General features: G+C 54.5%; 19 protein-coding genes and 1 tRNA gene. 10 read left to right on the top strand and 10 right to left on the bottom strand.

The window, feature by feature from the left end; all coding sequences use genetic code 11:
• Positions 1-7: 7 nt before the first annotated feature.
• From ACRZ91_RS08730 to ACRZ91_RS08715, 4 genes are read left to right on the top strand one after another with little or no spacing between them, the layout of a single operon-like run.
• Entirely contained in the window at positions 8-934 is a 927-nt protein-coding gene (locus ACRZ91_RS08730; RefSeq protein WP_480904304.1) for a branched-chain amino acid ABC transporter permease, read from the top strand.
• Complete coding sequence (locus ACRZ91_RS08725; RefSeq protein WP_480904301.1) at positions 934-1,875, top strand: branched-chain amino acid ABC transporter permease; 942 nt, start codon at positions 934-936, stop codon at positions 1,873-1,875. Before ACRZ91_RS08730 ends, ACRZ91_RS08725 begins: the two co-directional genes overlap by 1 nt.
• On the top strand, positions 1,863-2,594 hold the full coding sequence (locus ACRZ91_RS08720) for an ABC transporter ATP-binding protein (protein WP_170543559.1): 732 nt from the start codon (positions 1,863-1,865) through the stop codon (positions 2,592-2,594). The genes ACRZ91_RS08725 and ACRZ91_RS08720 overlap by 13 nt, the downstream gene beginning before the upstream one ends.
• Entirely contained in the window at positions 2,587-3,282 is a 696-nt protein-coding gene (locus ACRZ91_RS08715; protein WP_170543561.1) for an ABC transporter ATP-binding protein, read from the top strand. Before ACRZ91_RS08720 ends, ACRZ91_RS08715 begins: the two co-directional genes overlap by 8 nt.
• Positions 3,283-3,408: 126 nt before the next feature.
• Here the strand turns inward: ACRZ91_RS08715 and ACRZ91_RS08710 are convergent, their stop codons facing one another.
• Genes ACRZ91_RS08710 through ACRZ91_RS08690 form a run of 5 tightly spaced genes read right to left on the bottom strand, consistent with a single transcriptional unit; the run spans position 3,409 to position 8,203 of the window.
• Entirely contained in the window at positions 3,409-4,887 is a 1,479-nt protein-coding gene (locus tag ACRZ91_RS08710) for an aldehyde dehydrogenase (protein WP_480904296.1), read from the bottom strand.
• Between the two features lie 8 nt (positions 4,888-4,895).
• On the bottom strand, positions 4,896-5,930 hold the full coding sequence (locus tag ACRZ91_RS08705) for an LLM class flavin-dependent oxidoreductase (protein ID WP_010442631.1): 1,035 nt from the start codon (positions 5,928-5,930) through the stop codon (positions 4,896-4,898).
• A 3-nt stretch (positions 5,931-5,933) separates the two neighbouring features.
• Positions 5,934-6,857 carry a flavin reductase family protein gene (locus ACRZ91_RS08700; protein WP_480904292.1) on the bottom strand — a complete coding sequence of 308 codons (924 nt, stop codon included), beginning with the start codon at positions 6,855-6,857 and terminating at the stop codon, positions 5,934-5,936.
• Positions 6,844-7,632 carry an alpha/beta fold hydrolase gene (locus ACRZ91_RS08695; protein WP_480904289.1) on the bottom strand — a complete coding sequence of 263 codons (789 nt, stop codon included), beginning with the start codon at positions 7,630-7,632 and terminating at the stop codon, positions 6,844-6,846. Before ACRZ91_RS08695 ends, ACRZ91_RS08700 begins: the two co-directional genes overlap by 14 nt.
• Positions 7,604-8,203: an amino acid synthesis family protein gene (locus ACRZ91_RS08690; RefSeq protein ID WP_480654411.1), complete on the bottom strand. Its 600-nt coding sequence runs from the start codon at positions 8,201-8,203 to the stop codon at positions 7,604-7,606. The genes ACRZ91_RS08695 and ACRZ91_RS08690 overlap by 29 nt, the downstream gene beginning before the upstream one ends.
• A 106-nt stretch (positions 8,204-8,309) precedes the next feature.
• Here ACRZ91_RS08690 and ACRZ91_RS08685 point away from each other — a divergent pair, with 106 nt between their 5' ends.
• A complete protein-coding gene (locus ACRZ91_RS08685; protein ID WP_480904286.1) occupies positions 8,310-9,155 on the top strand; it encodes a LysR family transcriptional regulator in 846 nt (281 codons plus the stop codon).
• 203 nt (positions 9,156-9,358) lie between these two features.
• On the opposite strand, the gene ACRZ91_RS08680 is transcribed toward ACRZ91_RS08685, so the two are convergent.
• Positions 9,359-9,442: transfer RNA gene (locus tag ACRZ91_RS08680), tRNA-Tyr, on the bottom strand.
• Positions 9,443-9,558: 116 nt separating this feature from the next.
• On the opposite strand from ACRZ91_RS08680, the gene rlmB reads away from it, so the two are divergent.
• From rlmB to ACRZ91_RS08660, 4 genes are all read left to right on the top strand, one after another.
• Positions 9,559-10,332: a 23S rRNA (guanosine(2251)-2'-O)-methyltransferase RlmB gene (gene rlmB, locus ACRZ91_RS08675; protein WP_480456464.1), complete on the top strand. Its 774-nt coding sequence runs from the start codon at positions 9,559-9,561 to the stop codon at positions 10,330-10,332.
• A gap of 12 nt (positions 10,333-10,344) precedes the next feature.
• Positions 10,345-10,617, top strand: a complete 273-nt coding sequence (locus ACRZ91_RS08670) for a hypothetical protein (protein WP_480904808.1) — start codon at positions 10,345-10,347, stop codon at positions 10,615-10,617.
• A gap of 175 nt (positions 10,618-10,792) precedes the next feature.
• Entirely contained in the window at positions 10,793-11,164 is a 372-nt protein-coding gene (locus ACRZ91_RS08665) for a YHS domain-containing (seleno)protein (protein WP_170543575.1), read from the top strand.
• Positions 11,165-11,365: 201 nt separating this feature from the next.
• Complete coding sequence (locus ACRZ91_RS08660; protein ID WP_480904283.1) at positions 11,366-11,836, top strand: CoA-binding protein; 471 nt, start codon at positions 11,366-11,368, stop codon at positions 11,834-11,836.
• 114 nt (positions 11,837-11,950) lie between these two features.
• On the opposite strand, the gene ACRZ91_RS08655 is transcribed toward ACRZ91_RS08660, so the two are convergent.
• From ACRZ91_RS08655 to hisF, 4 genes are all read right to left on the bottom strand, one after another.
• On the bottom strand, positions 11,951-12,547 hold the full coding sequence (locus tag ACRZ91_RS08655) for a LysE family translocator (RefSeq protein WP_480904280.1): 597 nt from the start codon (positions 12,545-12,547) through the stop codon (positions 11,951-11,953).
• 186 nt (positions 12,548-12,733) lie between these two features.
• Positions 12,734-13,300, bottom strand: a complete 567-nt coding sequence (locus ACRZ91_RS08650; protein WP_170543578.1) for a hypothetical protein — start codon at positions 13,298-13,300, stop codon at positions 12,734-12,736.
• Positions 13,301-13,369: 69 nt separating this feature from the next.
• The gene (locus tag ACRZ91_RS08645; protein WP_480904276.1) at positions 13,370-13,687 is read right to left on the bottom strand and encodes a phosphoribosyl-ATP diphosphatase; all 318 of its coding nucleotides are present in this window, start codon (positions 13,685-13,687) and stop codon (positions 13,370-13,372) included.
• Positions 13,684-14,445, bottom strand: coding sequence for an imidazole glycerol phosphate synthase subunit HisF (hisF, locus tag ACRZ91_RS08640; RefSeq protein ID WP_480904273.1), 762 nt, complete (start codon positions 14,443-14,445; stop codon positions 13,684-13,686). The genes ACRZ91_RS08645 and hisF overlap by 4 nt, the downstream gene beginning before the upstream one ends.
• Positions 14,446-14,565: 120 nt before the next feature.
• Here hisF and ACRZ91_RS08635 point away from each other — a divergent pair, with 120 nt between their 5' ends.
• On the top strand, positions 14,566-15,012 hold the full coding sequence (locus ACRZ91_RS08635; protein WP_029622109.1) for a DUF302 domain-containing protein: 447 nt from the start codon (positions 14,566-14,568) through the stop codon (positions 15,010-15,012).
• Positions 15,013-15,023: the final 11 nt, after the last annotated feature.

Genomic DNA, 15,023 nt, shown 5'->3' with positions numbered 1-15,023 from the left:
ACTGGGTATGGACTTCGGGCCTCACCTGATGCTCGCCTCCATCGAGGGGGCGGTCATTTCGGCTATTCTTGTGCTGACGGCAATGGGGCTCAGCATTGTGTTCGGCGTCATGCGCGTTGTGAATGTCGCCCATGGCGAGTTCTTCATGCTGGGTGCGGTATTTGCCTGGGCGGTAAGCACGATGATCGACGGCCATGCTGGTTTCGGTTTCGTGGCTGCCCTGCTTATAGTGCCGGTTTTGGTCGGCTGCATTGCGGCGGGGGTCGATCAGCTGATCCTAAAGCGGATCGACTATGACGTGGACCGGACCATCGTAGCCACGATTGGCGTACTTTATATTGTGCAGCAATCGACGCTGATGCTGTATGGACCCGAGGCGCGGCCCGTCGCGCCACCGTTCAACACTCGCTTGGCACTGCCCTGGTTCGAATTTGGTGCAGATGGATTCCAAATGATCTGGCCCTGGGGGCTAAGCGTGACGACCTACAAGCTGTTCGTGATAGTTGCGGCGATTTCCGTGTTGGGGGTGCTTTGGTTTGTGCTGACGCGCACCAAGATCGGATTGATCATGCGTGCAACGCAGCAGGATCGCGAGATGGCTCAGGCCTTTGGGGTGCCGGTCAATCGTGTGTACTCCTGGGTATTTGGCCTGGGTGCAGGGCTGGCAGCACTAGGTGCTGTGTTAGTGGTTCCAATTCAGCAGGCCCATTATCTGATGGGCGGAGATCCATTGTTGCTGGCGTTTATCGTGGTAATCATTGGCGGTCTCGGAAGTTTGCCCGGCACTGTGATTGCAGCGGTGCTGATCGGAATGAGCGATGGCATTATCTCGGTCTTTTTCTCGCCGACTCTGGCCAAAATCATCGCGACCTTCCTTGTCGCAATGGTGCTTGTGTTTAAGCCGCAAGGCTTGATGGGGCGGGTGGCGGCCTGATGACGGTGTCCAGAACAACCGCTTTGCATTACGGCACCTTACTTGTGCTTATCGCATTGTTCTTCGTGCTGCCCGCCTATCACGTCGGAGCCTTCTCGCGGATCATGGTGCTTGTGATTTATGCCATCGGGTTCAATCTGCTGTTTGGCTATACCGGTCTGTTGAGCCTTGGCCATGCCATGTTCTTTGCCGCCGGAATGTACGGGTTTGGACTGAGCATGAATTTCGGCGGGCTGACAGTGCTGCCAGCTTTTGCAGTTGGCGTCCTTGCTGCCGGGTTCTTGGCTCTGGGTGTTGGTTTTCTGGCGCTGCGCACTATCGGTGTCGCGTTCATGATCGTGACGCTGATGTTTGCTCAAACTTTCTATCTCGTGATCCTGTATTTCGGAGAATACACGCGCGGTGACGAAGGCTTCATCATTCAACAGGCCCAACGCAACCTCGCTGGGATTGACCTGACAACGGAAACGGCGCGTTACTTCGCTGCATTTACCCTTTTCGCCATCTGCTTTCTCGCCATGGCGCGTTTGGTGCAAAGCCCATTTGGAAAGCGACTGGTTGCCATACGGGAAAACGAAGAGCGAGCCCGGATGTTGGGATATGACGTAGGGCGGCTCAAACTTGCTGCGCTAGTTGTATCTGGCCTGTTTTCAGGCGTCGCAGGCGCCGCCTACGCGATGCTGTTCGGCTATGTCGGTGCAAGCTTTGCTGCGGTGCATTATTCCATCTTCCCGCTGCTATGGGTTTTGCTGGGAGGGGCCGGAACCACGATCGGACCTCTCATCGGTGTCATCTTCATGTTCTATCTGATCGACATTTCCAGCAGTTTCACCAACGCATATATGCTTGTTGCCGGTGTTGCTTTGGTTCTGCTGACCCTGTTCGCCCCCCAAGGTATTGCGGGCACAATACGCAAGAGGGCTGTGTCATGGTTGCCGTAAATATCCTTGAGACCAAAGGCCTGACTAAGATCTATGGCGGGCTCCAGGCCAATACTGACATAGATTTCTCTCTGCGAAGGAATGCAATTACAGCTTTGATAGGGCCAAACGGCGCGGGCAAGTCGACATTTGTTGGAATGGTTAGCGGGCGGACTCCACCAACCCGCGGCAGTGTTTCATTCGAAGGTCGGGACATCAGCCAACTGCCCGCACATAAACGCATGCAACTCGGCATGGCCTATACGTTCCAAATCACTTCGATCTTTCCCGGACTGACGGTTGAAGACAACGTCGCCCTTGCTGCCGGCCGCAGGCTTGCGCATGACAAAGTAGCCCATGCTGAAAAGACGGCTGCTGTGCTGGATAGAATTGGATTGAAGGATCGCGCTGGCCAGGTCGCCTCGGACCTCAGTTATGGTCACCAAAGGGTGTTGGAAATTGCCATGGGTCTGGCGCAGGATCCCAAGCTTTTCATCCTTGACGAGCCGACCCAAGGTCTGGCCGAAGGTGAAGTTGAAGCGTTTGTGGCGCTCATGCGGACGATGGCCGAAGAGACTACGATCCTGCTGATCGAGCACAATATGCGGGTGGTTGCCGAAACCGCTGATCATGTTGCGGTGCTGGATCAGGGGCGCCTTCTGGCATCAGGTACCTTTGACGAAATTCGCGCGAACGCTGCCGTGCAATCCGCCTATTTGGGGGCGCCCGCCGATGTTTGAGGTCCAGAATATCCACACCGGCTATGGCAAGGTAAAAGTGCTGTTTGGCGTATCGTTGACCGTCAGTGCAGGGGAAATTCATTGCCTGATGGGCCGCAACGGGGCGGGTAAAACGACATTGCTGAAAGCAATCATGGGGCAACTACCCCTGAGCCAAGGTGAGGTCATCTTGGATGGCGAACGCCTCAGCGGCCTGCCTGCACACCTCGTGCCACAACGTGGGATCGGCTATATCCCGCAGGGACGGCGGCTTTTTCCTGAGCTTACGGTTTCAGAGAACATCGAAATGGGCCTTTTGGCGCGGGGTGAAGGTGCAGATACACGAGATTGGGTGCTTGAACTCTTTCCCCGGCTCAAGGAACGTTTGAGCCAAGTCGCTGGTACACTTTCAGGAGGCGAACAGCAGATGTTGGCCACAGCCCGAGCGTTATGCCTGCGCCCCAAGGTATTGCTTTTGGACGAACCGACCGAAGGCTTGCAGCCTTCAATGATCGAACAGATCCGGCAAGTCGTGGTCAAAATGAAAGCAGAGGGCTACGCTATCGTCCTTGTGGAACAGCGTATCGATGCGGTTTTGTCGATTGCTGACCGGATAACCTTTATTGAAAACGGCCAAGATCGTGTGACTGTCCAACCCGCAGATGTCGCTGAAGATCAGACGATCCTTACTCGTTACCTCGGTGTCTAACAGCGTCGACCCAGTTAAGCATCTGTAGTTTTTCTGGATTTGGGTCGAAATCATCGCTGTAAGCGGTGCCTATTCCGTCACCAAACCGTCAGAAGTTGGTTCAAAAATTTCCAGTTCATATGAATGTCAGCGCATGGTGAATGGATTGGCCATTGCCGCATCTGACGTATTGATCCAGGTGGTTTTGGTTCTCGTGTAGTCATAAACCACGTCAATCCCGGCCTCTCGCCCATAGCCGGACTGATTAAACCCACCAAATGGGGCAATGGGAGAGACTGCGCGATACGTGTTCACCCAGCAAATCCCTGCTTTGAGCCGTCCTGACACACGATGCGCACGGGCGACGTTTTGGGTGAATACCCCCGCGCCGAGTCCATATGGCGTTTGATTGGCGATTGCGATGGCTTCCTCTTCCGTATCAAATGGGATCAAGGACATAACCGGGCCAAACATCTCAACCTTCAGGGTCTCGATGTCGGTATTGGGGCATTCCACAAGCGTCGGCGCCATATAGTTGCCAGCGCGCTCCAACCTGCTTCCACCAAAACGGATACTCGCGCCCGCGGAACGGGCGGCATTTAGCGCGGCCTCTATTTTCTGTATCTGCGCTGACGTACAAAGAGGTCCGATTTGCGTATCGGGCGCAAGAGGATCGCCGACAGTGACGCCCTCCATTTTGGATTCAATCAGAGATACAATCTTTTCAAATACCGTGCGGTGGACAAGCCCACGACTACCAGCCACACAGCTTTGCCCTGATGCGCCAAAATTTCCTGCAATCAATCCATTCGCGGCACCATCGAGATCAGCATCATCGAAAACGACCATCGGGGATTTCCCCCCCAGCTCAAGCGAGGTAACCGCGAAATTTTCGGCCGAGTTGCGAACGACATGACGCGCGGTTTCCGGCCCGCCGGTAAAGGCGATACGGTCTACATCCGGATGGCGCGTCAAGGGTATGGCGCAGTTTTCGGCATCACCAGTGAGGACCGATATAACGCCAGGCGGAAACCCGGCTTTTTCAATGAGACGGGCAAATTCAAGCAGAGGCGCAGGAGCGATTTCTGAGGCTTTTAGTACAACAGCACAGCCCGCAGCCAGCGCCGGTCCCAACTTGGTTGCGGTCAGGAACATCTGTGCGTTCCAGGGGACGATCGCGACCACAACGCCGATTGGTTCGCGCTGGGTAAACGCATGCATGTCGGGTTTATCAATGGGCAGAACTGCACCTTCGATCTTGTCTGCCAGTCCCGCATAATAGCGATAGTAATCCCCGACATAGGCGGATTGCGCCGCAGTCTCAGCCAGCAGCTTGCCGCTGTCGGTAGTTTCGATGCGGCCGATCTGTTCGGCATGCTCCTCGATCAATTCTGCCAGACGATACAACAGCTTGCCACGCTGAGTTTGGGTCATGTCGCGCCATGCAGGGTCGTTGAGGGCCCGGCGAGCGGCACTGATCGCGCGATCAACATCGTCGGGTGCCGCACAGGCAAAGGTGGCCCAATGTGTTCCGGTGGCGGGGTTTTCCGAGGACATGGTTTGCCCTTGGGCACCGTCGGTAAATTCCCCGTCGATGAAAAGCTGGTAATGTGGTTTCTGGTCCATCTCTTCCCTCACTGGAATGCTGGCATGACGTCGTCGATAAAGCGGGCAAGCGAGGCGCGCTTACGCTCAAAACTCATGCCGCTGTCGATCCAGAATGAGAACTCATCATACCCTAAATCTTCGTAGCGTTTGATCTGATCAATCACCTCAGTTGCGGTTCCGACCGTCAGATCACGCCGCAGGTTTTCCGGGGCCATCAGCGTGTTGGCAGCGATTTCTTCTGCCGTCAGTTGTTGGATCAAACCTTGTTTCACTGGCCGCTTGTTCTGGAACCATGCACCAAAATAGCAATAAAACCGCGACAACTCTTGTGCAGCTAAATCTACATCGGCTGCATCTTTTCCGACATATGTGTGGTGCAAGAGCATGATTTTGGGGCGTGGCCCAGCATACCCTTCACAAGCGTCATTGAAACGGCCGACCAGACTCTCAATCTCTTCCATCCCTTGCCAGAGTGGGGTGACTTGGATGTTAAATCCGTTGTGAACGCCAAATTCATGGCTGTTGGGATCACGCGCGGCGATCCAGATCGGAGGCCCGTCTTTCTGAACAGGTTTCGGCGCAGAGGTCGTTGCGGGAAACTGAAAGAACTCTCCTTCATGTGCACAATCGCCAGCCCATAGTTTGGGGATCAGGGGCACCAATTCGCGCATGCGTTGCCCGGCCTCCCACGCGTCCATACCCGGCATGAGACGTTCGTATTCATAAGAGTAAGCACCGCGGGCGATGCCAAGCTCGATCCGACCACCTGTAATCAGGTCCGCCGATGCAGCTTCGCCTGCCAGTTTGATGGGGTGCCAGAAAGGGGCAATGACTGTACCGGTCCCAAGTTTCACATGGTTGGTGTGATTGGCGAGGTTGACCAGTTCCAACAAAGGGTTAGGGGAAATGGTGAAATCCATTCCATGATGCTCACCCGTCCAGACTGCACGCATTCTGGCATCATCGGCCATTTTGCACAGCTCGATGAAATCGCTGTGAAGATTTTCCTGGCTTTGATCAGGGGTCATGCGTTCCATGTGCGCAAAAAGCGAAAAATCCATGGATCAGTTCCTTTCAATCAAGCTATGAACATCGCCGCGATCCGCATTTCCAAGGTAAAACCCAAAGCTGTTCGTACGGGATTCGAGCGCATACCGCTGCATCATGTCGGCAATCGCGGAGGTCGTGTATGAGAGGGTCGGCAGGGTAGTGGTCGGGATGGGTTGCAACGAAGATTGTCCGGTTTGCACGCCACTTTGGGCCAGAAAGTAAACATGGTGAGTCTGGCTTTGCGCATCGTCATAGACAGAATAAACCGGGCCAAGCTCGACGGGGCTTCCCTGCGATGCGAGGGCGTCGGCCAAGTCCTGTCGCAGATTGCCATTGTCGCTTAGGCTGATCTGAGGCGGTCGGTATCCATCGTCAGTGAGTTCCAGCAAAACGCAGTCGTTTGTGTTGATAATTGCGCCACAAGTTGTTGTGCCACCATTCCGGTCCATCGCGGCGCGTTCGAGGCCAAGGCTGAAATACTGCCCGCCGGAATATCCAAGCCCAAGGGCGTCGGATTCATTGAACGCTTGCACTTCTCCGATCAGGATTTGGTGGTCCCCTGCGGGCAATGATTGCCATGTGCTGCAAGAAAACTGAGCAATAGCCCCATCGATCAACGGAATGCCGTTCAGATCGAGCGTATGGGGCACCGCGGCGAAACGATCTCCGGTGAAACTGGCGAATGTATTGGATACTTCTTGCTGCCCCTCGGCCAGAATACTGATTGCGAAGTGACTGCAGTTCGAGAACTGGTCAAAGGTCGACAGAAACCGACCCGGACAAACCAGAAGCAGAGGCGGGTCAAGCGAGACCGACGAAAAGGAATTGGCGGTGAAACCGCAAAGCGTTCCGTCATTTGCACGGCAGGTCACCACGGTCACGCCCGTCATGAAACGGCCAAACGCGCTGCGTAGGGTGCGGGGATCAATCTCTGTCATGAGCTGACCTTCTAGCAAATTCCAGCAGCGCAGCATTAACCTCGGCTGCATGTGTCATGGGCATCATGTGCGCAGCACCCTTGATTATTTGGGCTTTTCCTTTCGGGGTAAGCGAGGCCATGGTTTCAGACATCTCGGGTGTCGAATTGGGTTCGGCGCTCCCCGTCAGGAAAAGTGCGGGGCAGGTCAGCGCAGAGAGAGTGTCGATATCTGGGCCATTTTCATGCGCAAATATGCTGTAGGCTCTGCGGTAGGCCATCGGGTCGACGTTTGTGAGCCAATTTCTGCAAACCTCTTTCTCGATGACATCTGCATCACCGAACCAACGGGCCAGGGTAGGCGTCGGGTCAGCGCCTGTTTCCGTGTCCAAAAGAGATGCGCGCGCTTTTACGGCTTTGGCAGCTGTATCACTTCGATTGAATATGGCATTCAGTGCCGCCACACCCAGCACCTTTCCCTTATGTCGCGCAGCCAGATCCAGTGCGATCATGGCCCCCATGGAATGACCAATGACGATTGCCGGGGTATCCAGGCCGGATGCAATCGTATCTGTATAACCCCGGAGGTCTTTTGCTCCGGCTGGCAAGGCGCTTGCGCCATGGCCCGGCATGTCCACTGCGGTGACACGGAACATTGACGACAAGGTGTCCAGTTGCGCGTTCCATGCTTCGGCCCGAAGCCCGACACCATGTATCAACAGAACCGCAGGACCGTCACCTTGGCGGATCGCGCGGAGGCGTCCGAAATCAGACCGCGGCCGGGTTGTCCAGATCATGGCCTAAATCCTTCAAGTCCTGATAGCGATCTCCAATCCTATGATGGGGGCGTCCGCCGGTAGCTGCGCCTAGCACCACCACAATCTCGTCATCCCGAGGCGCATCAGGGATCGAGAATTGGATGGTGAGGTAGTGTGATCGCCGGCCTGCATCGTTTTTGTCCATCAGCGGAACCATGATCGGTGCATTGGCCGTTCCGCGTGTATTGGTAAACGCCAGATAAGATTTGGCGCCGACCGCCTCACGATAAAAATTGCCGAAGCGCAGCGTATGAATTAGCCCCGAGGCATGTTCGACCTCGCCGTTCAGACCAACCACGGCGGCTTTGCCATAAGCTTCGATTGCATCTCCGTCGCCGGCCAGGGTGATCATCCGGTTGGTCATCATCTCTCCCAAAACAGGGCCATAGGCCTGTATTTCGGGTTTCAGGTCCTCAACAAACCGCCCCGCCCACGGGTTTTTGACAACAGCGGCAACAGCGAACATGCGCCAAGGTTGTTGTGTTTCTTTGAAACCTTCGATGAGAACCTCTTCATCATAGGTCACGATCTTCCGTATCTCGGGGCGCATAAATTTCTCCTGTTCGCTACCCGAGAAATTCAGAGATTACACCGATTTTGACAAACGATTGATTTAAGGGCTTATGTATTAAAAAGACTAATGGCTTACTTGACCCATGAAAAAATCGCTGCCCCCGCTGACCTGGTTTCGCGCGTTCGAGGCCGCTGCGCGCCATCTGAGTTTTACCGCTGCCGGTGAAGAGATCGGCCTGACCCAATCTGCGGTCAGCCAACAGGTAAAATCCCTTGAAACACGGCTGCGTGCAGCTTTGTTTACGCGCCATGCGCGTGGATTGTCGCTGACCGACGAAGGGCGCAAACTGCTGCCTCAGGTCGGGGCGGCACTGGGGGTGTTGTCTGCAGCGACAGATACATTTGATACTGGCCCGTCAGAGAACCTTTTGACCATCGCATCGTCAGTCAGTGTTGCCCAGTGGATTATCGCACCAAACCTTGCTGAATTTAGGAAGAGGCATCCGAATATCCGCGTTCGTCTTCTAAGTGCGGTCTGGCCGGACGAGTTCAGTTCTGCACGCGCAGATGTAGAAATCCGCTTCGGATCGGAAAAACAGGTAGGAAGAAATGCCAGATTGCTCACACCTAACCAGCTCATTGCCCTCAAATCACCCAGCCTAAAAGGTGGGGTAAGTGATTTGCCGTTGATCGAAGCGGTCGGCACATCCAGCGGATGGAAAGAATGGTCCGCAAAGGTTGAGCCTGTTCCGGAGCCTCAGATTTTTGCGGATTCGTACGGTGTGGCCTTGCACTTTGCTGCCCACGGCAATGGAATTGCGCTTGTGAGCGAACTTCTGATCAAACACGCGATCAATTCTGGTGTGCTTGAAAGGGCGCATCCGGCAACCGTCGAAAGTAACGAAGGATATTACCTGTCGAGCAATGAAGAGAATGAATTTGCAAAGCAATTTCAGGGCTGGCTGTTGGAGCAATTACCACAACAATAAAGAGATCAATGTCTCGAAAACACTAATCTACGAGTGGTTTGCCCTATCTAGTACCAGAGACAAATTTCCAGTTAGAGGATGTGGGCCATTCGCATTAGTCTAGATTTCCAATTTGCAACAAACAAAAAATCGACCAAAGCGGACGCAAAGCTAATTGGAACACCATAAATGGCATTTACCGACCCAAAGACTGAGAAGCTGAATGGTGGGCGACCCTGGAATCGAACCAGGCGTGCGTCTCCGCGAGGGAGTTACAGTCCCCTGCCACACCTTGCGGCCTGTCGCCCACTGTCAGGCGTTGCACCTGACGTGGAGGCGTGATTACTAGCGCGTCTAAAGGGCGTCAACAGGAAAATACCGCTTTGACGCAGGAAACCGAATTCCCGGCCCGGAGGCCCGTAAAATGAAGAAACCAAAGTGGGTCGTCGAGAAAGAACAGGCGCGAAAAGCTGCTGCTGCCGAAACCGTATGGCTGTTTGGATTACATGCTGTTCGTGATGCCTTGATGAACCCGAAACGGCAGAAGTTACGCTTGATCGTGACGCGAAACGCCCGCGATAAGCTAGCCGAATCCATTGATTTTTCCGGGATTGAGGCCGAGGTAGTTGATCCACGGAAATTCACGGCTCCGATTGATCCAGGCTCTGTTCATCAGGGGGCTGCGCTTGAGGTCAAGCCACTGGACTGGGGTGGACTTGCCGAGAATTGTATCGGGCAGGAAAACCCGCGTGTGCTGCTTTTGGATCGGGTAACGGACCCACATAACGTTGGGGCGATTCTCCGTTCAGCGGAAGTATTTGGCGCAAGTGCAGTAATTGGCACGCGGCACCATTCGGCCCCTGAAACGGGCGCACTCGCGAAAACTGCCAGCGGGGCGTTGGAACGGCAACCGTATCTGCGTGTCCGTAATCTGGCTGACACGATCAATGCGCTGCAGGATATGGGCTTTTTGGTTCTGGGTCTGGATGGTGAGGCAGACGAAACCATCGAAACCGTATTGGAGGGCAAACGAACGCAGCCAGTAGCGTTAGTATTGGGGGCCGAGGGACCGGGCCTGCGTCAAAAGACCAAAGAAACTGTGGACCAGCTGGTCAAGATTGACGCGGCGGGCGGATTTGGGTCACTCAATGTCTCAAATGCTGCCGCAATTGCACTATATGCGTCACAGCCCAGATGACAGGAGGTTCACATTTCCACGCCGCACAAAATCGCCACCTGCTGTTATTGTGGAACCCGCGCCGCGCTGGTTCTTAGGGGGAAACAGCAACATGAACTAAGTTGCTCAAGCTGTGGTGCGCCTTTGCATAACCTCAAGATGGTTCCAAAGGTCAAGCTTGTTGATCATCCGGTACAAAAATCTAGGCCGGCCCATTACAATAAGAAAAAGGCAAAGAAGAAAAAGGGCCTGTTTTCGCGCGTATTGGACGAAGCCTGGGATGCTATTGAAGACGTTTTCGATTGAAGACCGCACGCGTGTTCACAAGGGCGTCATGGGGGTTTTCGTGACCAGATGAATTGTGCAACTTAAAACCCTCTCAAAATCAATCGATGAATCAGTGATGCTGTCCCGACGTTCCTTTTTAACCAGTCTCGCATGTCTCGCCGTAGCGCCTTCAGTAAGAGCGCAGGAAAAGCCGATGTTCTATTCGGACGGCGGATTGGCTGTTTCTGGCTATGATGCGGTCTCATACTTCAGGATCGGAACGCCTGCGCTGGGGAAGTCTGATTTTTCCCTGATGTGGAAGGGGGCCGTGTGGCAGTTCACATCGGAAGAAAATCGTGACAGATTCGAGCGCAACCCACGGGCTTTTGCTCCTCAGTTTGGTGGATATTGTGCGTATGCGATGGTGCAGGGGATGCTCAGCAGCACTGACCCGCAAGCATGGCAGATCGTTGACGGAAAGTTGTACTTGACCCATTCGGAAGCGATTGAGCGTATCTGGAAACAGAACGTGTCGCAGAACATTCGCGAGGCCGAGGGGCATTGGCCTCAAGTACTGTATAACTGATCGGCAAATCTCCGCCAATTGTGACTTGTCATCACAAAAATGCGCGCGCCCTCTTTTTTTTCACAAACTTAGGCTTAAATGTCACAGTGACCGCGGAATGGAACTGCCGCGGGTCATTTCACTGTCCCTCGTTCCAACAACTGGCGCTCAGGCAAGACCTGAGCGCTTTTTTCTTTTTGGCAGGGCGTCTAGGGTGCGATCATGCCTGATTACTCTGACCAGTTCCTGACCACAGTGTTGAAACGTACCAAGGTTGTTGCCGTGGTTGGAGTATCTATGAATCCAGTAAGGCCCAGCTACTACGTTGCGCGTTACTTGTCGCTCAAAGGCTATACGGTGATTCCGGTGAACCCGGGGTATGCCGGTAAACCTCTCTTTGGTCAGACGGTCAGGGCGTCGTTATCCGAGATCTCTGAAGCGGTAGACATGGTTGATATTTTTCGACGCTCTGAAGCCGTTCCGCCTATCGTTGACGAGGCTTTGACCGAGTTGCCGAATCTACGCACGATCTGGATGCAGATCGGCGTAGAACATGCCGAGGCCGCTGCCAAAGCGCAGGCCCGCGATATTGACGTGGTCATGAACCGCTGCCCCAAAATCGAATATCAGCGTTTGTTTGGTGAACTGCGGATGGGTGGGTTCGCCACCGGGGTGATTTCATCTAAGTTGTAGAGGGCAGAATACTTAGGGGCATTGCTATTAAGTGATATACACCTTGGCGTGAGGTTCTACACTTCTCGCCTGTTATGGTTCTTCACTCAGGACAGTTTCGCGTAACAAGCGAACTTACGATACTAACATCCAGATCGCCACTGCTGCTAAAACAGACCCAAAATGTCGGTTGAGTTTTTGGGCGCTTTCTGGGCACCGGAAGAAGCTTGCGATCCAGTCTCCAACCAATGTCCACACCACGAATGCTATCAGGTTGTTAAGTGTAAAGACGGTCGTGATCAGAATGACAGGGGCGAAATTGCTCGGGCTTTCTGGTCTCAGAAACTGCGTAAACATCAAAGCTATGATGACATATGCTTTTGGATTGAGCAGAAGCAGAATTGAACCGTCCATAAACGTGGCCGGCTTCGCGTCCTCTGCACCTTGAAGCGTTCCCGCTCGCAGCATTTTCCATGCAATCCAAAGAACATAGAGCGAACCCGCGATTTTCAGGATCGTAAATAGTTGAGGAAAACGCTCAATGGTCGCCAGAAATCCAAAGCCGATTGCAGCTGTCACGAACCAAGTCGCGATGTGGTATCCGGCGTTCGCGGGGACGGTAGCGCGGAACCCAAACCGCGCACCATTGGCCGCAAAAAACATGTTTCCGGGCCCGGGGCTGTAAGCGAGCGGAAGCAAGAACAAGATAAGCGTTAGTGTGGTCTGATACATTCCGAAATTCCATGATGAATGGAATTTCAGGCTTAGGCGGTTTGTCCCTCTCAGAGCGACCCGTTTCATGCGTAATTTTCCAGGCCGATGCCTTAGACTTGACTTTGAGGTCGCCATCTGGGCGACCTTACCGGTTCTCGGTTGGTTGAATGGGGAATACCCCAGCCAGCAGGCATCCAGCAGGGTTTAATTCGCAGGCAATGACGTTATATGCCCCGCCTGTTCCTTACGACGCTTTTCCAGAACCACTTCGCGTGGAACCCACTCGTAACGGGTGTCCTCAACCAAGGGCGACCAGAATAACACTCCACCATAGCGCCAGGGGTCCAGGACGACGCCGTCATACATGCTCTCGCCTTTGCGGCTGATGATGGCGGTGCTGTGGTCGATACGGAACGGATTATCCGCATTGGCGATAGCGCGGTGCAACTCGAGCGTATGGAATTGTTCCTGATCCAGACGGCGCTCGATATCCTCAGCCCAATGCCAGCACAGGCCACGCGGACGCAGACCCTTATTGACTTTGGCGTTATGGATAAGCGGAGGGTCGGTGATTTCGTATTCCTGCACCAGTTGCGCAGTATAGGCATAGGCGATGCGGGCGGCGCGGGTGGCTTCTTCCGGGTCGATATCGGGGCCTAGGCTTTGGATCTCGGCAGCAAGCCGCTGGACCTCATCTCCAGAGGAAGGGGGAGGGGTGGCACAGGCCGCGAGGGTGGCAAGTGCTGCTGCGAACACCAAAGCTCTGATCATCTGCGCGCCCTTTGCCTCAATGCACCCGAACCCGGAGTATAGCGGGCCGGGTAATTGCACGAAACCCGCTTAGCCTTTTGGCCGGGATGCCTTTTCAGTGATGCCACTGGTGCCCTGGCGTTGAGCCAGTTCGGCCAACACATCGTCCAGTTCTACATCGCGCGCGGCCAGCATGACTAGCAAGTGGTAAAGCACATCCGCCGCCTCAGTGGTCAGCTTTTTGTTGTCGCCCTTGGCTGCCTCTATGATCGCTTCGATAGCCTCTTCACCAAATTTCTCAGCACATTTCTCAGGGCCTTTGGACAACAGCTTGGCGGTCCAGCTGCTGTCAGGATCCGCCCCTTTGCGGGCCTCAATGGTTGCGGCCAAATCGTGCAGAATACTCATGTCAGCCTCATTGGAATGCCGGCGGCGGCCATATGTTCTTTGGCCTCTTGGATGGTGTATTCGCCGAAATGGAAGATCGAGGCCGCCAGAACGGCGCTGGCCCCGCCCTTTGCGACGCCTTCGACCAGATGGTCCAGATTGCCTACGCCACCACTTGCGATCACAGGCACATCGACGGCATCTGAAATCGCGCGGGTCAGGGGCAGATTGAATCCGGCCTTGGTGCCATCGCGATCCATCGAGGTCAGCAGGATCTCTCCCGCGCCTTTGGCGACAACGGTCTTGGCGAACTCAACCGCGTCGATACCGGTGGGCTTGCGACCGCCATGGGTGAAAATCTCCCACTTGCCGGGGCTAAGGGTTTTGGCGTCGATGGCGCAGACGATACACTGGCTGCCGAACTGGTCCGCCGCCTCAGCAATCACATCCGGGTTGGCCACAGCGGCCGAATTAAAACTGACCTTATCCGCTCCTGCCAACAGCAGGGCACGTACATCATCCTTAGTGCGAACTCCGCCACCCACGGTCAGGGGGACAAAGCATTGCTCTGCCGTGCGTTGGACGACATCAAACATGGTGCCGCGATTTTCGTGGGTTGCATGGATGTCGAGAAAGCAGATTTCATCGGCTCCAGCAGCATCATAGGCCTTGGCTGACTCCACCGGATCACCCGCATCGCGTAGGCCCACGAAATTCACACCTTTGACCACGCGGCCATCAGCGACATCCAGACAGGGAATGATACGGGTTTTTAGCATTGGGTATCCTCTGTTGCGGGCACCTCTAACGGCAAAGCCTCGCCGATGCCAGACTTGTGATTGTGATCTACCGAGAAGCCATGGAAATTAGAGGTGAAATTCATGAAAAGGATTATCCAGATGCGACATCTTATTTTGGCTTCAATAATCACATTCGGAGGCGCCCTGTCCGCCATGGCTGACGACATCATCAAAGTACAAACCAATAAAACAGTGGCCGAGGCGCTGGACGCCCTCGAAGCTGCGGTAGGCAATGCAGGCGCGACTGTATTTGCCCGTATCGATCACGCGGCTGGGGCAGAAAAGGTCGGTACTCCGATTGCACCCAATCAGGTGCTTATCTTCGGCAATCCAGCACTGGGCACGCCTGCGATGCTGATCGATCCGCGCGCCGGGTTATTTCTGCCTCTGAAGGTGCAGGCTTATGAGGATGCGAATGGTCAGGTATGGCTGGCTTATGAAGACCCAAAAGAGACCATGGATGAACTCGATGAGGTCGAAAAGTCACCGGTCATCGAAAAGATGCGTGGCGCATTGAAAAAGCTGACCACAGCCGCAGCGGGCTAATATGGCTTCGT

Source organism: Ruegeria sp. O11, from assembly GCF_056535285.1.
Note: the sequence above shows the minus strand (reverse complement) of the source record. Positions and strands in the feature narration are given on the sequence as shown.

Excerpts from the sequence above, each read along its gene's own strand:
- ACRZ91_RS08635 (WP_029622109.1), top strand. The coding sequence starts at position 14,566 with ATGCGACATCTTATTTTGGCTTCAATAATCACATTCGGAGGCGCCCTG.
- ACRZ91_RS08700 (WP_480904292.1), bottom strand. The coding sequence starts at position 6,857 with ATGACAGAGATTGATCCCCGCACCCTACGCAGCGCGTTTGGCCGTTTC.
- ACRZ91_RS08645 (WP_480904276.1), bottom strand. The coding sequence starts at position 13,687 with ATGAGTATTCTGCACGATTTGGCCGCAACCATTGAGGCCCGCAAAGGG.
- ACRZ91_RS08655 (WP_480904280.1), bottom strand. The coding sequence starts at position 12,547 with ATGTATCAGACCACACTAACGCTTATCTTGTTCTTGCTTCCGCTCGCT.
- ACRZ91_RS08730 (WP_480904304.1), top strand. The coding sequence starts at position 8 with ATGGACTTCGGGCCTCACCTGATGCTCGCCTCCATCGAGGGGGCGGTC.
- ACRZ91_RS08690 (WP_480654411.1), bottom strand. The coding sequence starts at position 8,203 with ATGCGCCCCGAGATACGGAAGATCGTGACCTATGATGAAGAGGTTCTC.
- ACRZ91_RS08725 (WP_480904301.1), top strand. The coding sequence starts at position 934 with ATGACGGTGTCCAGAACAACCGCTTTGCATTACGGCACCTTACTTGTG.
- ACRZ91_RS08660 (WP_480904283.1), top strand. The coding sequence starts at position 11,366 with ATGCCTGATTACTCTGACCAGTTCCTGACCACAGTGTTGAAACGTACC.
- hisF (WP_480904273.1), bottom strand. The coding sequence starts at position 14,445 with ATGCTAAAAACCCGTATCATTCCCTGTCTGGATGTCGCTGATGGCCGC.
- ACRZ91_RS08695 (WP_480904289.1), bottom strand. The coding sequence starts at position 7,632 with ATGATCTGGACAACCCGGCCGCGGTCTGATTTCGGACGCCTCCGCGCG.
- ACRZ91_RS08715 (WP_170543561.1), top strand. The coding sequence starts at position 2,587 with ATGTTTGAGGTCCAGAATATCCACACCGGCTATGGCAAGGTAAAAGTG.
- ACRZ91_RS08650 (WP_170543578.1), bottom strand. The coding sequence starts at position 13,300 with ATGATCAGAGCTTTGGTGTTCGCAGCAGCACTTGCCACCCTCGCGGCC.
- ACRZ91_RS08665 (WP_170543575.1), top strand. The coding sequence starts at position 10,793 with ATGTTCTATTCGGACGGCGGATTGGCTGTTTCTGGCTATGATGCGGTC.
- ACRZ91_RS08710 (WP_480904296.1), bottom strand. The coding sequence starts at position 4,887 with ATGGACCAGAAACCACATTACCAGCTTTTCATCGACGGGGAATTTACC.
- rlmB (WP_480456464.1), top strand. The coding sequence starts at position 9,559 with ATGAAGAAACCAAAGTGGGTCGTCGAGAAAGAACAGGCGCGAAAAGCT.
- ACRZ91_RS08705 (WP_010442631.1), bottom strand. The coding sequence starts at position 5,930 with ATGGATTTTTCGCTTTTTGCGCACATGGAACGCATGACCCCTGATCAA.
- ACRZ91_RS08720 (WP_170543559.1), top strand. The coding sequence starts at position 1,863 with ATGGTTGCCGTAAATATCCTTGAGACCAAAGGCCTGACTAAGATCTAT.
- ACRZ91_RS08685 (WP_480904286.1), top strand. The coding sequence starts at position 8,310 with ATGAAAAAATCGCTGCCCCCGCTGACCTGGTTTCGCGCGTTCGAGGCC.